This window comes from Nocardia implantans (assembly GCF_035544775.1).
Taxonomy (GTDB): Bacteria; Actinomycetota; Actinomycetes; order Mycobacteriales; family Mycobacteriaceae; genus Nocardia; species Nocardia implantans.
This window is the reverse complement of sequence record NZ_JAYKYQ010000014.1, coordinates 76,776-94,777: the sequence shown is the minus strand read 5'-3', so window position 1 is coordinate 94,777 and position 18,002 is coordinate 76,776. Positions and strand designations below refer to the sequence as shown.

Below are 18,002 nucleotides of genomic sequence, written 5' to 3'. Positions count from 1 at the left end.
AGGTTTCATGACCTACAACCCCTACGACGCGCTTCCGCAGGTGCCGTCGTTCACACTCACCTCCGATGACGTCACCGACGGGCAGCCGTTCAAGAACGAGCAGGTCAGCGGCTTTTTCGGGGCGGGAGGCCAGGACATCTCCCCGCAGCTGTCGTGGTCGGGTTTCCCTGCGGAGACCAAGAGCTTCGCGGTGACGGTGTACGACCCCGACGCGCCCACCGCCTCCGGCTTCTGGCACTGGGTCGTCGCCGACATCCCCGTCAGCGCGACCTCCCTGCCCGCGGGCGCGGGAAGCGGCGAAGAGGGCGGCGCGATGCCGACCGGTTCGATCACCCTGCGCAACGACGGCGGCTTCCACGGCTTCGTCGGCGCCGCCCCGCCGCCCGGTCACGGCCCGCACCGCTACTTCATCGTGGTGCACGCCGTCGACGTCGAAAGCCTGGGCATCGACGAGAACGCCAGCCCCGCCTACCTGGGCTTCAACCTGTTCTCCCACACGCTGGCTCGCGCGACCCTGGTCGCCACCTACGAACAGAAGTAGGAATCGCCGCACATCGTGGCCCCGGGCGAAATGCTCGGGGCCACGGTGCTTTCCGCGCAACGCGCACCTTCGTGGGGCGAGAATTCACAGGCGCTGATCGCCGCGCGGCGTCCACAATCACCTCATGGATTTCTCCGAAGCGGTGCGAGGCGCGCGTCTGCTCGCCGCCGACATAGAAAGGTCCCTCGGCTTCCCGGCGGATGTCGGCACCGAATACCCCGAAGGGTGGCGCCGCTTCCACGAGCTGTCGGGGCGTCCGGCCCCGAAGGCGTGGGTGAGCATTTCGGTGCCGGAGGTCGGCACGACCATCGCCCTCGATCCGAGTGAGCCGGGCAGCGAGACCGCGGAAGGGTTCGCGATGGAGCTGGTGCAGGTCTTGCAGGACGACATCCAGATTCACCTGCGCGAGTCGTGGCCGAAGGATCCCGCCGCGCGCGGCCGCGCCCTGGCGGCGACCGAGCGGGGCTGGCAGAGCACGGTTGATCGCGCCCGTCTGGTTCCGTACGGCGAACTCGGACCCGCGACTTGATCCGACCAGTCGGATTCCCAGCGCTGACTTGTTCTCGGCGCGCCCCGGCCGGTCACGGGCGCTACGCTCGCGCTGAACAACCGCCCAAGTAGGGCGCGCGACCGATGAGGGTAAGAACGTGATCATTCGCACGGAAACGGCCTGGGTACTGTTCTTCGCCGGGCTCATCTTCCTGTGGGCGCTGGTGCTCGGCGTATGGAAGTGGCAGGCGATGACCACCTCGCCGAACGGTCTGGCCCACCCCTATGTCGACATCGCCCACCGAGCCGCACTGCTGTATTCCTTCGCGACCGGGTTGATCGCCTGGTTCGTCGAACTGTCCGGCTGGCCGACCGCGGTCGACGCCATCGCGGCGGGGGCGATCATCCTGCTGTTCGTGGTGACGATCGCCAACTACATCCGGCTCGGACTGCAACGCGAGACCGACAACCAGATGCGCAACCCGCCGCCGTCGATGCGTTTCGTCCTCGCGGCTTTGATCATCGGCGAGATCGGCGGATTCGCCGTGCTGTTGGCCGGATTCGCCGTCGAGCGGCTGGGGTAGGCGGTCCCACCACGCGTTCCGGTGGCGCTGGGCGATCGTTCGCAGCACCTGGGACCAGCGGTGCGGTCATGCCGCGAGCAACGTCCGGGTCCGTTCACCGAAGTCCGCGACCAGAGGATGCGGGCCGAAGGCGACCATCCGCCGGTGTACGTCGCGCACGGCCTCCACGGAACGGGACGACTTGACCTTGCGAGCGAGCTCGAGCGTCCGTACGCCCGCGGCGTGGGCGGCTTCGAGGTCGCGTTGTTGTTGCCGTCGCTCGGTGGATTCCTGCCGTCGGCGGGGGCGCGCGTCGACAGGCTCGGCCGTCCTACCGATCCGGGGCACATCCGCAAGGCCCCCCACGCGCGCCCCGCGACAGGCGCGGACACCCGGCGCAGTGGCTAGGGATCAGCGGATGCGCTGGGGTGCGGTGAACGCGGCGACCAGGCTCTCGGCCGTGCCGTCGTACCGGTCGCCGAACAACTCGGCGGTCTCGGTGGCTACCTTGGTGCTGCGGGCGAACATGTCCTGCTCGTATTCGCTGAGGGCGGTTTCGATATCGCCGGGGTGCGCGGCGAGGGCGTTGCCGAGTTCGGCGCCGTCGAGCAGGGCGAGGTTGGCGCCTTCGCCGTTCGTGGGCATGAGGTGGGCGGCGTCGCCGAGCAGGGTCACCCCCGGTACCCGATCCCACCGGTGCCCGACCGGCAGGGTGTAATGCGGGCGCCAGACCGGCGGGGTGTCGGTCTCGGTGATCAGCGCGGTGAGTTCCGGTGCCCAGCCGCGGAATTCTTGCGCGACCCGTGCGGTGGCCGCGGCGGCGTCGGTGAAGTCGATGGCGGCGAACCAGTCGTGTGGCCTGGCGAGCACGACGTAGGCGTGCAGGGTGTCGCCCTTTTCGCGGTGTGCGTGGATCTCGCGGCCCGGCGAGGGCGCCGACATCGACCCGCCGCCGACCGCTGCCGCGGCGGCGGGGTGGTGGGTGTCGGCGTCGTAGAGGTAGGTCTCGACGAACGACTCGCCGGTGTAGTCGGGTGTCGCGGTGGACAGCAGCGGCCGGACCCGCGACCACGCTCCGTCTGCCCCGACCAGCAGGCTCGTGACGACCGTGCCGCCATCGGCGAAGGTCAGCTCGTGGCGGCCGGAACCGAGTGCGCGAACCGAATCGAGCTTGCGGCCCCACTGGACGGTGCCGGCCGGGAGCGAGTCGAGCAGCAGTTGTCGCAGCTCGCCGCGCTGCACCTCGGGGCGTCCACCGGTGCCGTCGTCGGGTTCGTCGAGCAGAACGGTTCCGTTCGGGTCGAGGATCCGCATCGCCTGGCGGCCTTCCAGGACGAGGCCGCGGAATTCCTCCATCAGTCCGGCCGCCGCGAGGGCGAGTTGGCCGTTGTAGTCGTGGATGTCGAGCATGCCGCCCTGCGAGCGCGCCGTCGGGGCCGGTTCGGCCTCGTACACCGTGGCCGGGATGCCGTGGACGTGCAGGACGCGGGCCAGAGCGAGTCCGCCGAGTCCGGCGCCGATGATCGTTACTGGAGTCATGGTGACGAGCGTGCCGGGCAGGGGTTGCACCGCCCTTGCGCCCGGCTTGCGCCCCTCTTGTGATTGCGGCGAGGCGCCAGGCCTGCATGCCGCCGCCCACGGCGGAGTCGAGCAGTCGACGGAACCGGGCCGGTCGACCTGCCCTCTCGCCACGACCCGGCCACCCTGGCCGCACTCGTGCACACGATCTCCGACGGCATCGCCGTCCAGGCCGCGGCCGGGCGCAGCCGCGAGGAGCTTCGGCGGATCGGCGCCTCGGCGCTGCGCACCCTCATGGACGAAGACCCGTAGACCACGCCGTGCGAGCGCAAAAGCGCCGTGAACCCAGGCCGATCACCTGGGCCACAGCGCTTTTCGCGAGGGCTTACTTGACGCTGATCACCCGGTCGGAAGGTTCCTTGGCATACAGCGCCTCGATCTCGGCCTGGTACTTGGCCGCGATGGGGGCGCGTTTGAGCGACATCTTCGGAGTCAGTTCGTCGCCGCCGGGCTCCCAGACCGCGCCGAGGATGGTGAAGCGTTTGATCTGCTCCACGCGGGAGAGTTTGGCGTTGCCCGCCTGGACCGCGGCGAGTACCTCCTCCACGATCTGCGCGCGGGTGGCCAGGGTGGCGATGTCCTCGCCGGTGGCGTCGAGTTCCTTGGCGCGCAGCGCCGCGACGTCGGGGTCGAGCACGATCAGGGCGGCGATGTAGGGCTTGGCGTCACCGAGGGCGACGACTTGGCCGATCAGCGAGGAAGCCGCCTTCACCGAGTTCTCGATGTTGCTGGGGGCGATGTTCTTGCCCGCTTCGTTGATGATCAGTTCCTTCTTGCGGTCCACGATCCGCAGGTAGCCGTCGGCGTCCAGGGTGCCGATGTCACCGGTGTGCAGCCAGCCGTCGGAGTCGATGGCCTCGGCGGTCTTGTCGGGCATGTTGCGGTAGCCGCGGGTGACGATCGCGCCGCGGATCAGCACCTCGCCGTCGGCGTCCAATCGCAGCTCGACCCCGTCGACCGGACGCCCGACCGAACCGGGCCGCGGCTTGTCCAGTTCGGTGTAGGTGCCCACGCCGGTGGTCTCCGACATGCCCCACACCTCGCTGACGGTGAAGCCGAGGCCGAGGAAGTATTCCAGGGTCTCCGGCGGGATGGGGGCGGCGCCGGAGGAGGCGACTTTCAGTTGATCCAGGCCCAAAGCGTGGCGCAACTTCGACAGCACCAGCGTCTCGGCGATCTTGTGCTGCGCGCCGAGCAGGGGGCCGCGGCCTTTGCCGGACAGATCGGCGCGCGCGGCGGCGATCCCGGTGCTGATGGCCCAGTTGGCCAGCGCCTTCTTCACCGGGCTCGGTTCTTCGGCGAGTTTGCCCTCGACACCGGCCTTGATCTTCTGCCACACGCGCGGGACGCCGAAGAAGATGGTCGGGCGCGCGTCGGGCAGGGCGGCGGCGACTTCGCGCGGGTCGGGGACGGTGGTGATCTGGATGCCGGTGAGCAGGTTGATCGCGTGCCCGGAGATACGGTCGGCGACGTGCGCGGCGGGCAGGTAGGACACCGCGCGGTCGTCCAGCCCGACCCGCAGCGGGCCGTTGACCAGGGCGATGATCTGGGCGAGCACGTTGCGGTGGGTGATCTCCACGCCCTTGGACGGCCCGGTGGTGCCGGAGGTGTAGATCAGGGTGGCCAGGTCGTCGGGGCCGACGGCCTGCCAGGCGGCGTCGAAATCGAAATCGGCGGCGGGCGCGGCCTCGACCTGTTCGACGGTGACGGTGCCCTCGGCGGGGCCGTCGACCAGGATGATGTGCTCGACCGACACCCCGGCCGAGGTGATCCGGTCGAGGAAGACCTGCTCGGTGACGACGACTTTGTTGCCCGCGTTGGTGAACAGATGGGCGATCTGCTCGGGGGAGCTGGTGTTGTAGATGGAGAACGGGGTGGCGCCCAGGTGCAGGGCGGCGGTGTCGACGAGATTGAACTCGGGACGGTTGGTCAGCATGATGCCGACGGTGTCGCCGTGGCCGACGCCGAGCCCGGCCAGGCCCGCGGCGATCGAGCGCACCCGTTCGGCGTACTCGCGCCAGGTGTACTGCTGGGTGCCGCCCACCTTGCGCAAGGCGATCTGGTCGGGGCGCAGCCGCGCGGTCTCCTGGAATGCGGCGGGAACGGTGTACACCGTTTTGCCCGACTGATGCGCGTATCCGATTTCTGTTGTCGTCATATCCCTGTTCCCGATAGCGCTGGCGTGAACCGGGCGCGACCTGCGCCGACGCCCGATCCGGGACTCGCGTCCCCTGACATGACGCGACGAGCGCGCTGTCAGTCTCTCACGAGCTGGCGCGCCACATGTGGCGCGGCTCACTCATGGTAGCCACATGTGGGAAGCCGGGTGGGGCAAACTTCAACAATCCTTCAGGCACCGATCAGATCCGGCGCGTGGCCGGGACGGGGACGGACGTTGTCACCGGGGGCGAGCCCGACCGCGTCCACCGCGTACGGCCGGCCCCCGTGATCTTCGTTGTGCTCGTCGGACGCCCACGGTGGGGAGTCGGTCGGGATCCAGTGCTTGCGCCGGGTGCGCTTGGCCTCGAGGTACTCGCGGGCGCGTTCGCTCAGCGCCCGCGTACGCAACGGCACGGGGGTGACCAGCAGACCTGCCTGCCGCAGGGCCTCGACCTTGGCGGGATTGTTGGTCAACAGCTGCACCGAACGCAGTCCGAGGCCGGCCAGCGCACGGGCGGTGGCCACGTAGGTGCGTCCGTCGGCGGGATAGCCGAGGGCTTCGTAGCTGGTGAAGGTGTCCGCGCCGGAGCGCTCGCTTTCCCGGTAGCCCAGCGCTTTGGCGATCAGGCCCGCGCCGCGGCCCTCCTGTTCCAGATAGACCAGCACCCCGGAACCGGCGGCCTGGATCAGATCCAGCGCCTTGTCCAGTTCCGGTCCGCAGTCGCAGTCCTGCGACCGCAGCGCCTCCCCGTACAGGCAGCGCGAGTGCACCCGCACCAGGCAGCCGTCGGCCACCGCACCGAACAGCAGCAGATGGCCCCGCTCGCCGTCGGCGTCCAACTCCGCTACCCGAACTCGCAGATCTTGCCCGTTGCGACGGAACCGATGCTCGGTGTCGGCAGGATCCACAACGTTGGTCAATGCTCCTCCGTAGCGAGTTTGTAGATTCGCTCGACCTCACTCACCAGTGGCATCGCCGCGGGGACATCCCCGATCGATTGCGTCGCCACCATCGCGGCGGTCGCCCAGACGTAGTCGGTGCGTTCGGCGGGGCGGCGCGTCGAAACGAGACGATATACCAGGGCGGCGGAGAAGGCAGCGTGAGCGCCCACCGAGTCCTGCAACGCCGTCGGGAACGGCTGGAATCTCGCGCTGACCTGGTCGGACCACACTTCGCACCGGAAATCCTGGATCGCGCACACCGCCCCCGCCCCCAGGGCGCGCAGCCGCGTCGCGGTCTGGTGCCCATCCGCGCCCTCGCCCGCCATCGCCAGCGCTCGCAGGTCGCTGTCGCCGCCGACGAGGTAGTCCACCGCCCCCAGATGCTGATACAGGTACTGCGGACGGTCCAGCCGCGGCGCGGGATGCAGCACCACCAGCGGTCGCCGCGGCAGCGCGCGCAACTGTCCCATGATCTGCTCGATGACGCCGGTGGGTTGCTCGAAGGTCAGCAGCACCGCATCCGAGGCCGCGATCGCCGCACGGATGGCCTCGCTGCGCAATTCCTGCGCGCTCAGCCGGATTCGCTCGTCCTTGCAGCCGATCGTGGCGGCCGCGCCGGTGCGGGCCACGATCACCGCGGTCACCGGCGTCGGGGCGTAGGGCACCACTTTGACCAGTTCGGTGTCGACGCGTTCGCTGCGCAGGTAGTCCAGGATGTGATCGCCCGCGTCGTCGTCGCCGACCGCCGAAATCAGCCGCGCCCGCAGCCCCAGCCTGGCCGCCGCGACGGCGCGGGTGAGGCCCTTGCCGCCGGGATGCTCCCGATAGCTGCCGCGCGCGGTGGCCCCGGAGCCGGGGATGCCGTCGACCACATACATGTGGTCGACGACCGCGTCTCCGATCACCGTGACCACACCGCGGTCGTCCACCGGAACCGGTTCCGCCGCAGCATGTTCGGAGGTGTTGCCGAAGTCGACGACATGCGCGCCGTCGAACACCGACGCCGTGGTCAGCTGCGCGGCCAGCTCGGTGAACGCCCGCCGCTCGGGAGCCCCGCGCAGCGAGCGCACCGTCAGCGCGCCGGAAACCGGTTGCGCGCCAAGGGCTTCGTGCAGCCGCGCCCACCGCTCGGCGAGGTATTCGCGCCGCTCACCCAGATCCTGGGCGTAGAGCCGAGCGGGATCCACTCCGGCGGGCGGGTTTTCGCGCAGCAGCCCCAACGAAAGTTCCGCGTCGACGACCAGCCGGTGGGTGGGCTCCAAGCGCAGCGCCAGATCGCGCACCAGCGGCAGCACCGCCTCCTCCCGGTCGATGCCCGCTCGCCGCGCGTACTGACGCACCGCCAGCAGATCCAACAGCGGCAGTACGTCGATTTCGGTGCTGCGCAAGCGATCCGGGCTCAGGCCGGAACGTTTGCACAAGCGGGTGAGGATATTGCGAACGGCAACCATTCCCGAATCCTGCGGGACCATGGCGATGCCACCCTCCTCTATCGGCGCGACACCGGTGGTCGTGCGCATGTTGGCCACGCGAATCGGGTTTAGCCAGCGGGCGAATTGTCAATTACCAAATTACAACGGCAATTGCGCCCGGGGAACGGCAAATGCCACACTGGATGTGGCGATCCCCATCGCACCACCAGGCACATCGGGAGGGCTGGTGATGAAAGTGATTCTGCAGATACGGCAGCCGCGACGGCGGCGGCGACACCGCCCCGCCGGATCCGACACCGACATGGTGCCCGAGCCGGTGAGGGACTGAACGAGCCGCCGAACACTTCCCGCGGCACCACACCGGCGGGCATCCGCCTCGCGGCGGCACACCGGTAGACCCGCCACAGGCCGTAGCGGACCCGGCCTCTCGGCGCCCCGGCCGCTACCGACTCCGTCGCCCGGCCCCCACAGCCGTGGCACCCACCACCGCGCCGATGCCCCGCATGCCGCGATCGGCGCGCGACGCCGACCGGCTCGCCCGAAGCCGCGGTCACCCCGGCCGTACACCAGCGAGCCGCCCCCTGGACCACCCGGCCCGGCAGCGGACGCCTCCGGCCCAGGGCACCCACCACGCCCGCCGCAGCGGCGGATCACCCACCATGCGGCGCGGCCACCGCGGCGCACCAGCGGATGCACGACAGGAGGCATTCGTGCTCATCGACCTCAGCACCCTGGAGCCGGCCTCACTCCACCCGTCGCACCGGAGACCGCGATGACCATCCACACCACCGAATGGACGATGACCAGTGACATAACCCCCGAATCGGCCTACCGCGACACCGACGCGACCGACAGCTGGCGGCTGAGCTGGCTACCGGACCGGCGGCTGACCCGCGGCCAGGCCATGGCCGGGATGTCCCTGGACGAACTGCTCAGCGACCCACACGCCGTGCACGACCGCGCGACCCAAGCCCGGGCCGAGGCCTACGCCGACGAACTGGGCATCTTGCGCGACCACGCGGTGATCCTGCTCGCCAAGCGCATGGCCGCCCGCCTCGAGCAGGAACTGCCGCCGAAAGGAGATCCGGCGCCGCCGGGGCACACTCCACGGCCCCGGCGCCCCCGCATCCCTGAACCGCCGTTCGTGCACGGCTGACCCGTCTGCTTCAGGCGTGCGCTTTGTGCTCGGCCCCGACGGCCTCACCGAGACTGCGGTAGCCCCCGGCGCGCAACCGCTGCGCCAACCCGCGATGGATTCTGCGCATCCAGAACGGGCCGCCGTAGATGAAACCGGTGTAGCCCTGCAACAGCGTCGCCCCCGCCAGGACACGTTCCCACGCCTGGTCGACGGTTTCGATGCCACCGACCGAGATCAGCACCAGCCGATCACCCACCCGCCGGTACAGCCGCCGCAACACCTCGAGCGAACGGTCGGCGACCGGCGGACCGGACAACCCACCCGCCCCCATGGCCTCCACCTGCGCGGCATCGGTGCGCAGACCGTCACGGCGGATGGTGGTGTTGGTGGCCACGATGCCGGCCAAGCCGAGCTCCACGGCCAGATCGGCGACCGCGTCGATGTCCTCGTCGGACAGATCCGGCGCGATCTTCACCAGCACCGGCACCCGCACACTGTCCAGCACCGCCCGCAGCAGCGGCCGCAGCGACTCCACCGCCTGCAGATCCCGCAGCCCCGGGGTGTTGGGGGAGCTGACGTTGACCACGACGAAATCGGCCAGCGGCCCCAGCAGCGCGGCGCTGGCGGCGTAGTCCGCCGCCGCCGCCTCGGGCGCCACGATCTTGGTCTTGCCGATGTTCGCCCCGATCGGCACCCCGCCGCGGCGCGCCCGCAGCCGTTCGGCGGCCGCGGCGGCGCCGTGGTTGTTGAAACCCATCCGGTTGATCAGAGCGCGGTCGGCGGGCAACCGGAACAGCCGCGGCGCGGGATTGCCCGGCTGCGGCTGCGCGGTCACGGTGCCGATCTCGGCGAAACCGAACCCCAGCGGCGCCCAGGCATCGACACCGTCGGCGTTCTTGTCGAAACCGGCGGCCAGCCCCAGCGGCGCGGTGAACTCGACCCCGAACGCCTCGGTGCGCAGGATCGGATCGCGGGTGACGAGGATCTTGCCCATCGCCCAGCGCAGCGGCGCGCACCAGGCCGCGAACCGCATCGCGGCGAAGACGAGGTGATGGATGCGTTCCGGCGCGACCAGGAACATCAGTCGGAGTAGCAGGGCGTACATCGGCTCACATTCCGGGTTCGGGCTGGGGTAGTAGTGCGGATTTTCGCCGCCGCAGCAGCACCCGCCTGCTGCCGTCGGTGTAGGCGCGCACCCGCGACAGCTCCCAGCCGCCGAACTCCGCCTGGATCGCCAGCCGCATGGACGCGGTCACCCGCGTCACATCCGGCGGCAGCCGCAACGGCACGTACTCGTAGTCGTCGCTGGTGGTCTCCCAGCCCGCGGGCAGCGCGCGCCCGCGCCCGCGATGTGCTGCCGGTTCGGTAGCTGCCGCGGAATCCTCGTCCGCGCGTGGTGTCCGAGCCATCAGTGCCCTCTCTTCCGATCGTCCGCACCGATCCGTTGCAGACCGTCGCCGGTCGCGGACCCCACGAACAGATCACCGGTGCGTTGCTCGACAGCCACCGAGTTCGGTTGCCGGACGGTGGCGTAGCGGCCCACTTCCTTCGGTATACCAGTCGACAGGTCGAATCCGACGACCTCGTTGCGCTGCGTGCACGTCACCCACACGGTGTCCGACCGCTGGTCGTAGGCAAGTGCGTAAGGCGAAGATCCTACCGGGAAACGCTGCCGCAGCACGAGCGGTCCCGCGGTGTAGACCAGCAGTTCACCGCCCGCGGTGTCGGTCACCACGAACCGGCCGCGGGTGTCACCGATCAGCTGCGTGGCCCCGTCCCCGGCGCGCAACGCCAATCCCGGCCGCTGCCTGCCCGCCTCCAGCTCGAAGATCGCCGTCTGCCGCCGGTCCAGGACGGTCAGCTTCCCGTCGGCTTCGGCCAGCACGTCGGCCGACACCAGGCCGGACACCGTGCGGGTCACCGCACCGTCGCCCGCCAGCTCCAGCACCCTGCCGTCGGCGGTACCGACCAGCAACCCGCCGTCGGAGCGTGCGCGCACCGCCCGCACGTCACCGTCCACGGCCACCACGGCCACCGCCCCGGAGGCGAGGTCCACCCGCAGCACCCGGCCCGGCGCGGCCGCCAGCATCTCACCCGGCCTGCCCGGCGCCAGACCGCCGGCACGCTGCGGCAACGTCACGGTGCGCACCACCGGCTCGGCGGCGTCCGGATCGAACACCGTCAGCACCGAACCGTCCAGACCGGCCAGCAACCTGCCGCCGGCATCGGCTTGCAGCTCCGCCAGCGGACCGGCCGCCAGCACCCGCCCCGCCGGCGGCACCGCAGGCGCGGGCGCGACCGCGGGGGTGGCAGGCTCCCTGGTGGGCAGCTCGGAACCGCCGGAGCCGGAGGAGCATCCGGCCAGCAGCACCAGCACCGCCACACCCGCGAACACCGAGACGAGCGAGCCGCGAGGGCGCATCCACCGAACTCCTTACTACCGACGAATCTTCCGCAACCTCACCATCTGACCATGATGCGACACCCGGCCGGCCGACCGGGGTGGCGGCTCGAGCAGAATGTCGGCGGCGGGCGCTACGGTGGAGACCACACAGTCCGATACAGGGAGATCCGGGTTGAAAGCCGACCATACGTCGGGATTCGTCATCGATGACCTCACCGTCGGCCCGTACGCGCACGGCTTCGGGACCACCGCCGACGGCCACCCCTTCGCGTTCCGCACCGTCCGCGCCACCCTGACACTCGAGATCTACCGCCGCGATCTCGGCGACGCCGTCCCCGGCCCGGAGGACGTGCTCGCCAGCGCCCAAGCCACGGTCACCGACATCGACCTCGACGACGAACGCAGTGTCGCCGCCTTCGTGCGGGATATGATCCCCGACACCGCGACGATCGAGGCCGCCGCGGAACGGGACGTCACGACCGTGCGTGCCCTGCTGGGACGGATCAGCTCCGTCATCGAAGGTATGTAGGAAGTGATGACCCACACACGATTCACCCGCGCCGCGCTCACCGCGGCCGGCCTGCTGCTGGCCGCGGCCGCCGCCGCGTGCGACACCGCGACCGACGAGGCCGCCGTCGACGCCGCCCGCTCCTCGGCGAACGCCTCGCTGTCGTCCTCGATCGCCGCGTCCTCCAGCGCCGCCCACCCGCCGCTGCCCACAGCCGCCGACCTCGACGCCCAGATCAAGCGGGCCCTCGACCCGGCGCTGCCCGACAGCGAACGCACGGCCCTCATCGAGGACGGAGACTCCTTCCGCCAGGCCATCCCCGACATGTACAAGGCGCTGCAGGACAACCCGCGCGCCGTCTACGGCGTCACCGACCCGGTGTTCGACAACCACGACGGCACCCTCACCGCCACCATGCGGCTGGACAAGGACGGCACCGGCGCCGCGGTCCGCACCACCGTCGTGCACTTCGTGCTCATCGACGGCAAGTGGAAGATCTCGCGCACCGACCTGTGCGGCATCCTGCGCTCGGCCGACTACCGCACCCCGGCCTGCGGCTGACCCGCGACGCGATGCGCCGTTGCGGATCACTGCGGTGGGGGCGGTGGGTGCACCGCAACCGCTACCTCGTCCTCGCCTTCTTCGTGCTGTTCGTGCTGCTGTCCGGCTGGTACGGCCGCGACCTGGCCGGGCGGCTGACCCAGGAGGGCTGGTTCGACGAGAGCAGCGAATCGGTCGCCGCCGCCGAACTGGCCGACCGCACCTTCGGCCGCGACACCGACAGCGATCTGATCCTGCTCTACACCGCACCCGAGGGCGCCACCGTCGACGACCCGGCCGTCCGCGGCCCGGTCACCCAGCAGCTGGCCGGACTGCTGGCCGCCTACCCCGACCGCATCCAGAAGATCGACAGCTACTGGGACAGCCCGTTCTCCGCCCAGGCCACCGACGCCACCCACACCCACGCCTTCGCCAGCGTCGGCCTGCGCGGTTCGGGCACCGCGACGGTCGAGAACTACGCCGCGATCAAAGACCATCTCGGCGCCGGACGCCCAGGCGGCGGCCCCGGCGGCACCACCGTGCAGCTGGCCGGGTTGCAGCCGATCGTCGAAGGCATCAACACCGGCATGCAACGCGACATCAGGCGCGCGGAGATGATCGCCCTGCCGCTGGTGGCGATCCTGCTGTATTTCGTGTTCGGCGGCGTGATCGGCGCGCTGCTGCCGGTGCTCATCGGCGGCATGACCATCCTCGGCACCCAGGGCGCGCTGCGGGCGCTGACCGGCCTGCTCGACGTCAACGTCTTCGCCAGCGCCGTGATGACCCTGGTCAGCCTGGGCTTGGCGATCGACTACGGCCTGTTCACCGTCACCCGCTTCCGCGAGGAACTCGCCGCGGGCCGCACCGTCGAAGAGGCCACCGCCCGCACCGTGGCCACCGCGGGACGCACCGTGCTGTTCTCCGCGGCGATCATCGCCGTCAGCCTCGGCGCACTGTTCATCTTCCCCAACGGGGTGCTGCGCTCGGTTCCGCTGGGCGGCATCAGCTCGGTGCTGCTGGCGGCGCTGCTGTCGGTGACCGCCCTGCCCGCGGCGTTGAGCATCGCCGGACGCCGCATCGACTTCCTGGGATGGAAACGCTTCTCCCGCAGCAAAACCGAAGCCCAGATCGACGCGGGTTTCTTTTCGCGGCTGGCGCTGTGGGCGATGCGCCGCCCCGTTGCGGTGGCCGTGCCGATCGTGCTGGCCCTGCTCGCGTTGAGCATCCCCATGCGCCATATCGAATTCGGCGGCCTGAGCGAACGCTATCTGTCCGACGACAACCCGGCCCGGGTCGCGCAGGAACGTTTCGACGCCCTGTTTCCCAGCTTCCGCACCGAACCGCTGAAACTGGTGGTGGTCGGCGCCGACCCGAGGCAACTGAGCGACATCCGCTACGCCGCGAATCAGATCCCCGGCCTCACCGGCCGCTTCGAACCCGCCGCACCCACCAAGGACGGCGTCAACGTGCTCGCGGCCGGGCTGACCGACAAACGCGACGCCGACGCGGTGATCGCCGCGCTGCGCGCCATCCCAGAACCACCCGGCGTTCGGGTGATGGTCGCCGGCGTGCCCGCCCTGGAGCGCGACAGCATCAACGGCCTGCTCGACGGCCTGCCGATGCTGCTGGCCATCCTGGTCGCCGCCGCGCTGGCGCTGATGTACGCGGCGTTCCGCTCGGTGGTGCTCGCGCTGAAAGCCGTGGTGATGAGCGCACTGAGCCTCGTATCCACCCTGGGCATGCTGACCTGGATGTTCGTCGAGGGGCACGGCGCGGGAGTCTTCCACTTCACACCGGGACCGCTGATGTTCGCGGTGCTGGCGCTGATCGTGACGGTGGTGTTCGGACTGTCCACCGACTACGAGGTGTTCCTGCTGTCGCGGGTCTCCGAAGCGCGCGCCGCGGGCGCGGACGCGCCCGAGGCCATCCGCTACGGCATCGCCCACACCGGCGGGGTGATCACCTCCGCCGCCGCGATCCTCATCGTGGTCACCGGCGCGTTCGGCTTCTCGGATCTGGTGCTGATGAAATACATCGCCTACGGCATGATCGCGGCCTTGATCCTGGACGCGACGGTCATCCGCATGCTGCTGACACCCGCGGTGCTCAAACTCATCTGGCGGTGAGCCGGTCCGGCGCGCCGCAACAACAACGGACGCCCCGACGCCTCGGTTGCGGCGGGGCCGGGGCACCGGGCCGCAGGCCACCACCTCGCCATGAGTGTTCCAGCAGGTACGGGCGGGACTCGCCCTGAAGCGTCCGCGGATGTGACACCGGATCCTCCACCGCCGGATAATGGGGTTTGCCGACCAGAACTGAACCGGTGAACGGGCCGACAGATTGTCAGTGCCTTACCACGACGAGCCAGTGTGCGGCGGCTCGACAGGTGCGGATATGAGCGACAGCTCCGACTTCGGGAACGGATTCCGGCGACCGACAGGAACCGCCCCCAACGCCGTGGCCGCTTTCGCCGCGGCGTGGGAAGCCGACGCTCAACCACCTGCCATTGCCGATTACCTGCCCGCCGCACAGCTGGGCGCGCTGCTGGAACTGATCCGGATCGATCTGCGGCACCGGTGGCTACGCCGACCGGCCGGTACCGGCGAACCCACCATCGCGCCCCGCCCCAAGCGACTGCGCGAATACTTCGTCGAGTTCCCCGAACTCACACCGGAGAAGATTCCCGCCGCTCTGGTGTACGAGGAGTTCCTGATCCGCCGCCACAGCGGCGAACCGGTCGATCCGCGCGCATGCCTGCGGGAATATCCCGAACAGGCGGCACAACTGCGCGTGCTGCTCGCCGCGGACGACAACGGTGACCACACCACAGGACCCGGTCCGGAACCTAAGGTCACGCCCTCCTCGATGACCTCCTCGTGGACTACGACCCGACCTGCCACCGGCCTGCTGACATCGCCGGGCACCCCCACCACGGGGGCCACCGGTCTGGACCGCATCGCGGTCGGCGATCGAATCGATGATTTCGACTTGCTCACCGAGCTGGGCAGCGGAGCGTTCGCGCGGGTGTTCCTGGCCCGGCAACGATCGCTGCAACGGCTGGTGGCGGTGAAGATCTCCGCCGACCGCGGCGACGAACCGCAGACACTGGCCCAGCTCGACCACGACTACATCGTGCGCATCTTCGATCAGTGCGTGCTGGACGGGCCGGGTCCCGGCAGCGAGCCGGGCGAACACCGGCTACGGCTGCTGTACATGCAGTTCCTGCCTGGCGGCACCCTGATGAACGTGTTGCGCTGGGTGCGGGCCACCCCACCGGGGCAGCGCGGCGGAGCTCTGCTGCTGGAGGCGGTCGACACCGCGATGGCGGATAAGGGTGAGATCCGGCCGACCGATTCCAGCGTGCGCGCGCAGATCGCGGCACTGTCGTGGCCGGAGACCGTCGCGTGGCTCGGGCGCAGGCTCGCCGAGGCGCTGGCCTACGCGGACGCGCACGGCGTGCTGCACCGCGACGTCAAACCGGCCAATGTGCTGCTCACCGCCGAGGCCGTGCCGAAGCTCGCCGATTTCAACATCAGTTTCAACCGTGATCTCGCCGACGCCGACCCGCTCGCCTATTTCGGCGGTTCGCTGTCGTACATGTCGCCCGAACAGCTCGAGGCCTGCCTGCCTCGCGGTGAGGGCCGCGCCGAGGAGCTCGACACCCGCGCAGACATCTATTCGCTCGGCGTTCTGCTGTGGGAGCTGCTCACCGGCGCCAAGCCCTTCGACGACACCGCCGCGGACGAATCTCTCGCTGGCACGCTCACGGCGATGGTGCGGCGCCGCCGCGCCGGGGTGGACCCGCGCGCGCTCGAGCGGATTCCCGCCGACTGCCCGGCCGCACTGCGCCGGGTCTTGCTGACCTGTCTGCGAGCAGAGCGCGAGCAGCGGTGGGCCGGTGGCGCGGAACTGGCCCAGCAGCTGGAGGTGTGCCTGGACGAGCGGGCCCGCGACCTGGTCGATCCGCCGCCGTCCAGTTGGCGGCTGCGGCTGCGGCCGTGGCTGGTGCCGCTGTTGGCCTTGGCCGTGGTCATCCCGAACGCGGTCGCATCGGCGTACAACATCCAGCACGGGCGAACCCTGATCATCGAACGTCTGAGCGTGTCCTCGCAGCACGTGTGGTGGATCGCCGTAACCGTGGTGAACGGAGTGTCCTTCCCGCTGGGGCTCGGATTGGTGTTGTATCTGTCGCGGTGTGTGCTCATCGTCTCGCGCGGCCTGCGCCGGGGCCGGATCTACGACCCACGGATGCTGGCGCTGGCTCGATCGGATGCTCTTCGGTTCGGTGAACGTACTGTGCTGGTGGCGTTTTCGCTCTGGAGCCTGGCGGCGATCACCTTTCCGATCGCGATCCACTTCACCACCGCGGAATTCACCGGGGAGTTGTTCCTGCATTTCCTGGGCGGAGTGCTGGTCTTCGGCGCGATGGCGGTGGCCTACCCGTTCTTCTTGGTGACGTTCTACCTGGTGCGCTGCATCTATCCGATGTTCCTGCGCCACGGCGACATCGGCTCGGACGAAGCGCTGCGCCTGCGCGGCCTGGCTCGCCGATGCACCGTGTACCTCACGGTGGCAGCGTCGGTACCCCTACTGGCGATCGTCGGGGTGACGTTGCTGCCGCCAGCCGACATTCCGTTGCTGCTCGCGGCCATGCGTGTGTTGTGCGTGGGCGCGATCATCGCCTTCATCGTCGTCTATGTGCTCTTCCGGGCGCTCGAGGCCGATCTACGGGCGCTGGAACGTGTGGTGGCCCCTGTGGGCAGACCGGGACAGCCGAATGCCGCCGGTCGGTCGGGGTGGCTCGGGCTCAGCGGCGCACCGGCAGGACCAGCTGGGCGCCGGTGACCGGGTGGTCGAGCACTTCGACCGGGTGCTGGTAGACACGCGTGAGCAGTTCGGTGGTGAGCACCTCGCGGGGTGGGCCGTCCGCGGCGATGCGACCGGCGTCCAGTACCGCGACGCGGTCGGCGTAGGCGGCCGCGACACCGAGGTCGTGCAGCACGACGACCACCGCCGCGCCGTCGGCGGCACGCTCGGCGGCCAGGCGCAGCACCGCCTCCTGGTGGCCGAGGTCCAAGGCGGCGGTCGGCTCGTCCAGCAGCAGGGTGGCGGTGTCCTGTGCCAGCACCCGCGCCAACGCGACGCGGGCGCGTTCACCGCCGGACAGGGTCGGGAACGAGCGGGTGGCCAGATGCGCGACGTCGGTGGCGGCCATCGCGGCGGCGATCTGTTCCTCGTCGTGTTCGCGGCGTTCGGTGCGCACCCACGGCGCGCGGCCCATCGCCACCACCTCCCGCGCGGTGAACGGGAAGCCGACGGTGTGGGTCTGCGGCAGCACGGCCCGCCGCCGGGCCATGTCCAACGTCGTCCACTGCGCCAACGGTCGCCCGTCCAGTTCCACCGTCCCCGCGCTCGGCGCCAACTCCCCGGCCAGTGCCGCCAGCAGCGTCGACTTACCGGCCCCGTTGGGCCCGACCAGAGCGACGACCTGCCCGGCCACCGCCTGGAAATCCACCTCGTCGAGCACAAGCCGCGCCTGCCCACCCCCGCGCCGCGCCACACTCAACCCCGACGCGCGCACCGTCACATCCCCCTGCCGCGGCCACCCCGGCACCTCGTGCGCCATCCGCACCTTCACCTCACACCTCGCGTCGAGTGGCACACCATCGAGAACTGTTCTCGGCGTTTCCCGCAGCCATGCACCAC

Annotated in this window: 16 protein-coding genes; 8 read left to right on the top strand and 8 right to left on the bottom strand. The window is 70.1% G+C overall.

The features are described 5' to 3' along the window. Positions 1-7: 7 nt before the first annotated feature. The 3 genes from U3653_RS28150 to U3653_RS28140 all read left to right on the top strand — a co-directional run bounded on the left by U3653_RS28150 (position 8) and on the right by U3653_RS28140 (position 1,614). Positions 8-541: a YbhB/YbcL family Raf kinase inhibitor-like protein gene (locus U3653_RS28150; RefSeq protein WP_195082930.1), complete on the top strand. Its 534-nt coding sequence runs from the start codon at positions 8-10 to the stop codon at positions 539-541. Between the two features lie 124 nt (positions 542-665). Beyond that, positions 666-1,070: a hypothetical protein gene (locus tag U3653_RS28145; RefSeq protein ID WP_195082929.1), complete on the top strand. Its 405-nt coding sequence runs from the start codon at positions 666-668 to the stop codon at positions 1,068-1,070. A 124-nt stretch (positions 1,071-1,194) separates the two neighbouring features. Further along, entirely contained in the window at positions 1,195-1,614 is a 420-nt protein-coding gene (locus U3653_RS28140) for a hypothetical protein (RefSeq protein WP_323124567.1), read from the top strand. A 390-nt stretch (positions 1,615-2,004) separates the two neighbouring features. Here U3653_RS28140 and U3653_RS28135 read toward each other — a convergent pair whose 3' ends face one another. The 4 genes from U3653_RS28135 to U3653_RS28120 all read right to left on the bottom strand — a co-directional run bounded on the left by U3653_RS28135 (position 2,005) and on the right by U3653_RS28120 (position 7,793). Further along, the gene (locus tag U3653_RS28135; RefSeq protein WP_195082928.1) at positions 2,005-3,132 is read right to left on the bottom strand and encodes an FAD-dependent oxidoreductase; all 1,128 of its coding nucleotides are present in this window, start codon (positions 3,130-3,132) and stop codon (positions 2,005-2,007) included. A 364-nt stretch (positions 3,133-3,496) separates the two neighbouring features. Then, entirely contained in the window at positions 3,497-5,329 is a 1,833-nt protein-coding gene (locus U3653_RS28130) for an AMP-dependent synthetase/ligase (protein WP_195082926.1), read from the bottom strand. Between the two features lie 191 nt (positions 5,330-5,520). Continuing rightward, a complete protein-coding gene (locus tag U3653_RS28125; protein ID WP_195082925.1) occupies positions 5,521-6,252 on the bottom strand; it encodes a GTP cyclohydrolase II in 732 nt (243 codons plus the stop codon). Further along, entirely contained in the window at positions 6,249-7,793 is a 1,545-nt protein-coding gene (locus tag U3653_RS28120; RefSeq protein WP_323124557.1) for a carbohydrate kinase family protein, read from the bottom strand. The genes U3653_RS28125 and U3653_RS28120 overlap by 4 nt, the downstream gene beginning before the upstream one ends. 685 nt (positions 7,794-8,478) lie before the next feature. Here U3653_RS28120 and U3653_RS28115 point away from each other — a divergent pair. Beyond that, complete coding sequence (locus tag U3653_RS28115; protein WP_195082924.1) at positions 8,479-8,862, top strand: hypothetical protein; 384 nt, start codon at positions 8,479-8,481, stop codon at positions 8,860-8,862. Between the two features lie 10 nt (positions 8,863-8,872). Here the strand turns inward: U3653_RS28115 and U3653_RS28110 are convergent, their stop codons facing one another. Genes U3653_RS28110 through U3653_RS28100 form a run of 3 tightly spaced genes read right to left on the bottom strand, consistent with a single transcriptional unit; the run spans position 8,873 to position 11,266 of the window. After that, a complete protein-coding gene (locus tag U3653_RS28110; RefSeq protein ID WP_195082923.1) occupies positions 8,873-9,949 on the bottom strand; it encodes a quinone-dependent dihydroorotate dehydrogenase in 1,077 nt (358 codons plus the stop codon). A gap of 4 nt (positions 9,950-9,953) precedes the next feature. Then, the gene (locus tag U3653_RS28105; protein WP_323124556.1) at positions 9,954-10,253 is read right to left on the bottom strand and encodes a DUF5703 family protein; all 300 of its coding nucleotides are present in this window, start codon (positions 10,251-10,253) and stop codon (positions 9,954-9,956) included. Further along, entirely contained in the window at positions 10,253-11,266 is a 1,014-nt protein-coding gene (locus U3653_RS28100) for a YncE family protein (protein WP_195082922.1), read from the bottom strand. Before U3653_RS28100 ends, U3653_RS28105 begins: the two co-directional genes overlap by 1 nt. 154 nt (positions 11,267-11,420) lie before the next feature. Between U3653_RS28100 and U3653_RS28095 the strand changes: the two genes are divergently transcribed. The 4 genes from U3653_RS28095 (at position 11,421) to U3653_RS28080 (ending at position 17,141) form a co-directional block, all read left to right on the top strand. Further along, positions 11,421-11,777: a hypothetical protein gene (locus U3653_RS28095; RefSeq protein WP_195082921.1), complete on the top strand. Its 357-nt coding sequence runs from the start codon at positions 11,421-11,423 to the stop codon at positions 11,775-11,777. A gap of 6 nt (positions 11,778-11,783) precedes the next feature. Continuing rightward, positions 11,784-12,317: a WKL family lipoprotein gene (locus tag U3653_RS28090; RefSeq protein WP_195082920.1), complete on the top strand. Its 534-nt coding sequence runs from the start codon at positions 11,784-11,786 to the stop codon at positions 12,315-12,317. Positions 12,318-12,328: 11 nt separating this feature from the next. Next, positions 12,329-14,422 (top strand): MMPL family transporter, encoded by a 2,094-nt coding sequence (locus tag U3653_RS28085; protein WP_195082971.1) that lies wholly within the window; start codon positions 12,329-12,331, stop codon positions 14,420-14,422. Between the two features lie 268 nt (positions 14,423-14,690). Beyond that, positions 14,691-17,141: a serine/threonine-protein kinase gene (locus U3653_RS28080; protein ID WP_195082919.1), complete on the top strand. Its 2,451-nt coding sequence runs from the start codon at positions 14,691-14,693 to the stop codon at positions 17,139-17,141. On the opposite strand, the gene U3653_RS28075 is transcribed toward U3653_RS28080, so the two are convergent. Continuing rightward, positions 17,104-17,922, bottom strand: coding sequence for a heme ABC transporter ATP-binding protein (locus tag U3653_RS28075; protein WP_195082970.1), 819 nt, complete (start codon positions 17,920-17,922; stop codon positions 17,104-17,106). The two genes, U3653_RS28080 and U3653_RS28075, sit on opposite strands and share 38 nt — an antisense overlap. Positions 17,923-18,002: the final 80 nt, after the last annotated feature.